Annotated in this window: 4 protein-coding genes and 2 pseudogenes; all 6 read left to right on the top strand. The window is 43.0% G+C overall.

Annotation, left to right across the window (positions count from 1 at the left end):
* Window positions 1-254: hypothetical protein (locus A2003_RS02710; RefSeq protein ID WP_286686768.1), on the top strand; the 254-nt coding region annotated here is incomplete at its 5' end.
* A 360-nt stretch (window positions 255-614) separates the two neighbouring features.
* A pseudogene (locus A2003_RS02715) lies at window positions 615-1,175 on the top strand (exodeoxyribonuclease VII large subunit); the annotation flags it as partial.
* A 240-nt stretch (window positions 1,176-1,415) separates the two neighbouring features.
* Window positions 1,416-2,147, top strand: a complete 732-nt coding sequence (gene phnC, locus A2003_RS02720) for a phosphonate ABC transporter ATP-binding protein (protein ID WP_005803921.1) — start codon at window positions 1,416-1,418, stop codon at window positions 2,145-2,147.
* Window positions 2,148-2,214: 67 nt separating this feature from the next.
* Window positions 2,215-3,075 carry a phosphate/phosphite/phosphonate ABC transporter substrate-binding protein gene (gene phnD, locus A2003_RS02725; RefSeq protein WP_286686769.1) on the top strand — a complete coding sequence of 287 codons (861 nt, stop codon included), beginning with the start codon at window positions 2,215-2,217 and terminating at the stop codon, window positions 3,073-3,075.
* Window positions 3,076-3,093: 18 nt separating this feature from the next.
* Window positions 3,094-3,891: a phosphonate ABC transporter, permease protein PhnE gene (gene phnE / locus A2003_RS02730; RefSeq protein ID WP_004757464.1), complete on the top strand. Its 798-nt coding sequence runs from the start codon at window positions 3,094-3,096 to the stop codon at window positions 3,889-3,891.
* Window positions 3,892-3,932: 41 nt separating this feature from the next.
* Window positions 3,933-4,151 (top strand): annotated as a pseudogene (locus A2003_RS02735) (hydroxyacid dehydrogenase); the annotation flags it as partial.

A 4,151-nucleotide genomic window follows, 5' to 3' on the forward strand; every position in this document is an offset into this window, starting at 1 on the left:
TGACTGAACAAAGTGATAATAGACTTCCTCCTCCATCGCTCACCCCTGAAAACACTTTCTCATCTCACCAACAAAATAGTCGTAAAACACCTTACAATTCAGTAGTAAAACTTCGTAGAAGGCCTCCAGTCCAATATCCTCGTCCTATTAAGTCAAATACTCAAGAGGTAAAGCCGACCAAAAAACAATCAGCTACATCTCTGGACGACCAGAATGAAATAGATCAAGAACCAATTACTCCTGATCTTAAATAACCATTTGCTCTGTAAGAATTTAGCTTAAATGCAATCTATCTATTGTCTTAAGCTAACTGAATTATTGTAGCTTTGGTTATTTCATTGCCAAATTTATACGGAGTGGATTGAGGAGTAGAAAATATATGTCTAAGAAATCTAGAGTGCGATCAGCACTCTGTATAGCTAAAATCAAAACGACTAATAAAAATTAGTCTGATACCCTAGCTAAAACAATCAAATTAGACTACAAACACTAAGGTGTAATTGAACAAATTACGCAAAAGCAAAAACAACTTGGAAAGCTTCGTTCGTGTACAGAAAAAGTAAAGACATAGTAGCTGATTTGGCTGAGCTCAATTAATAAAAAAATTAACTCGCATTATGGAGTCTTTAAGCTCAGGTCTGCGCTAATGGGCAAAAAACTATACAACCCCACCTGACCTCATCGTCATCATACGAGGTGGTGGAGCAGTCAATGATTTAGCTTATTTAAATGACTATGATCTAGCTACCTTACTCTGCAAACGAAAAGTACCCATTTGGGTCGGTATCGGTCATGAGAAAGATCGAACCATTTTAGATGAAATTGCACACCGATCTTTTGATACCCCAAGTAAAGTGATTGCAGGAATACGTAATCTGATTTCAGAACGATCTCAGGAGGCAATCGATTTTATTCAGTCCATCAAACTACTCTCTCAACATCAAATTTCAGCTTATCAAAGTCAAAATGATCAGTTGATGAATATCATCAAAACCCATGCCCAGAATCAAATAAATACAGCGCAAAAAAATCTTGAATTGATGAAGTCAACAACGCAGTATTTTTCTCAGCAACAACTTAAATTTGCTTCGACTCAAATCGACACATTGATGAGAGAAACCCTACTACAAAACCCTAGGAATGTTCTTGCTAAAGGATATGGGATTATTAGAAGTGCGTTCGGCCAGAAGCGGACGCCAGGGTGTGCCTTAAAATCCTGCTAAACCCCTCCCAGCTAGCTCCGCCAATTACCGGCGCCTCACTGCATACCAATTGGAAGTCTTATAGCCAAGCGTTTGAGTGCGATTGCTAATTGCTCGCAATAAAACTGTAACATTGAGTCGTTATGCTCACCTCATTATCTGATTTCGTAATCAAAAATAAAGATTGATTACAACAACGAGGGTCTGGCAGCAATGATTCAACTTCAAAATATTACCGTCCAGTACGGACAAATGATTGCGTTGCATCCAACTTCGCTCACGTTTCAACAGGGACAGTTTTCAGTGTTGCTCGGTGCCTCTGGTGCAGGCAAATCAACAATGCTCCGTTGTCTTAACCTGATGCAAAAACCCACTAGCGGCAATATAAACATTACAATGTTAGGTTCATTGTTGGACAAAAAAATATTGCAAGAGCATCGTCGGCGTACTGGCATGATATTCCAGCAGCATCAATTAATTGGTCGACTTTCTGTTTTGCAAAATGTGCTAATGGGTAGACTAGGTTATCACTCGACGCTTCGTACTCTTTTTCCTCTATCGAAGGAGGATCAATCTATTGGATTACACAGCCTTGACCGCGTTGGGCTACTTCACAAAGCACTCTCACGAGTGGATGAGTTAAGTGGCGGTCAGCAACAACGCGTGGGTATAGCTCGGGCATTAGCGCAGCAACCGGCACTTGTTTTGGCAGACGAGCCTGTGGCAAGCCTTGATCCAGCAACCGCCAACAAAGTCTTGGCGCTCTTACACCAGATATGCAAAGAAGACGGCATAACCGCTGTAGTCAGCCTACATCAAGTCGATCTCGCTAAACGCTATGCTGACCGAATCGTCGGTCTGGCTCATGGCAAGGTTGTGTTCGATGCAATACCAGCGGCTCTGACACAAACGCATGTAACTGAACTCTATGAACAAAAAGCGTAATTGAATTCAAACATTCCAAATATTACTCATAACCATTGTTTAACTTAAGAACTGAGGAGAAATAACCATGAAAAAGCTATTCGCTGTACTGGCTCTAATATCGTTTTGCCTCTTAGGTAGTGTCACATATGCCGCACCTAATCCTGACCCCGGCACATTAAAAGTTGCTCTCTTGCCTGATGAAAATGCATCAACCGTCATTAAAAATAATAAGCCTCTAGAGATGTATCTTGAAAAAGCTCTGGGCAAAAAGATTGAGCTTATTGTTACCACTGACTATTCATCAATGATTGAAGGAATGCGGTTCGGTCGTATTGATCTTGCATATTTTGGGCCCTTGTCTTATGTATTGGCCAAACAGAAAAGTAAGATTGAACCATTTGCAGCAATGCAACAAAAAGGCACAACAACTTATCAGTCAGTGCTAATTGTGAATAAGGCGGCGGGCATCAACAACATCACAGATATCAAGAAAAAAGCCGTTGCCTGGGGTGACAAGGCCTCTACATCCAGCCACCTGATCCCCAAATCAATGCTTGCTGATAAAGGATTATTTGCCGAAAAGGATTACAAGGAGCATTTCGTAGGCTCTCACGATGCAGTGGCGATGGCAGTTCAGAATGGACACGCGCAGGCCGGTGGTCTGAGCAAGCCCATTTTCAAATCGCTCGTTCAGAGCGGCTTGATCGATCTAAACAAAGTGAAGGTCTTAGTGGAGTCAAAACCGTTTCCTCAGTACCCATGGACTATGCGCTCTAACTTAAAACCAGAGCTAAAAGTAAAAATTCGTGCTGCCTTCCTCGATTTGAAAGATCCGAACGTGTTGAAACCATTCAAGGCTGATGGATTCGGGCCTGCAACAGATAAGGATTACGATGTCGTGCGTGATTTAGGTAGTTTGCTAAAGCTAGATTTTTCCAAGTTCTAATTTTTTGAGGTCTCTACAATGAATACGAACTTCGAAGCCATATTGTCAGAGCAGCGCCAAAGCTGGAATCGAGTAGTTAGGTATGTGATATTGATTTTAGCTATTGTCGTCGGATGTTGGTATTACGTTGGTCTATTTGATGGTGAGCGTTTAGGCGAAGGCGTGCCAAGTCTTGTTAGTCTCATTGGTGAGATGTTCCCTCCCAACTTTAGTGAGTGGAGAGCATGGGTCAAGCCAGTGCTCGATACCTTAGCCATGAGTATTGCTGGAACCGCCATCGCTGTGCTTTTGTCCGTGCCCTTGGGTATTTTGGCTGCACGCAATACCAGTCCACATCCAGCGGTCTATCAGGCTGCGCGTGCTCTGTTAAATGTGTTGAGATCTGTTCCTGAGCTTATTATGGGTATAGTTTTCGTGGCAGCTGTCGGCTTTGGTGCACTGCCGGGTGTGTTGGCATTAGGCCTGCACTCAATCGGCATGATCGCTAAGTTTTTTGCGGAAGCGATTGAGCATACAGATCAAGCACCAGTTGAAGCTGCGCAGGCCGCAGGTTGCAGCCCGCTACAAGTGATATTTCATGGCATTTTTCCGCAAGTATTACCGCAAATGGCCGACACCGCGATTTATCGGTGGGAATACAATTTTCGCGCCTCAACGGTGATGGGAATGGTCGGTGCCGGCGGTATAGGTTTCGAGTTGATAGGATCGCTGCGTCTTATGCAATACCAAGAAGTATCCGCGATATTGCTGGTCATTCTTGGGATGGTGACGCTAGTTGATACATTCAGTTCATTCTTGCGTCGCAAGTTCAAGTAGCTAACCCATATAAAAAATCCGGTATACACATGAGGGTCCACATGAAACAAAAAATAGTTCTTACCCACTGGGTTCATCCTGAAATTATCGATTATTTACAATCTGTTGCGGATGTCGTTCCCAACATGACCCGCGATACTATGTCGCGCGCAGAATTGCTGGAGAGAGCAAAGGATGCTGACGCACTGATGGTATTCATGCCTGACAGTATCGATGATGATTTTCTTGCGTCCTGCCCTAAATTGAAGATTGTAAGTGCA

Source organism: Acinetobacter sp. GWC1_38_13 (assembly GCF_001767535.1).
In the GTDB taxonomy this organism is placed as follows: domain Bacteria; phylum Pseudomonadota; class Gammaproteobacteria; order Pseudomonadales; family Moraxellaceae; genus Acinetobacter; species Acinetobacter junii.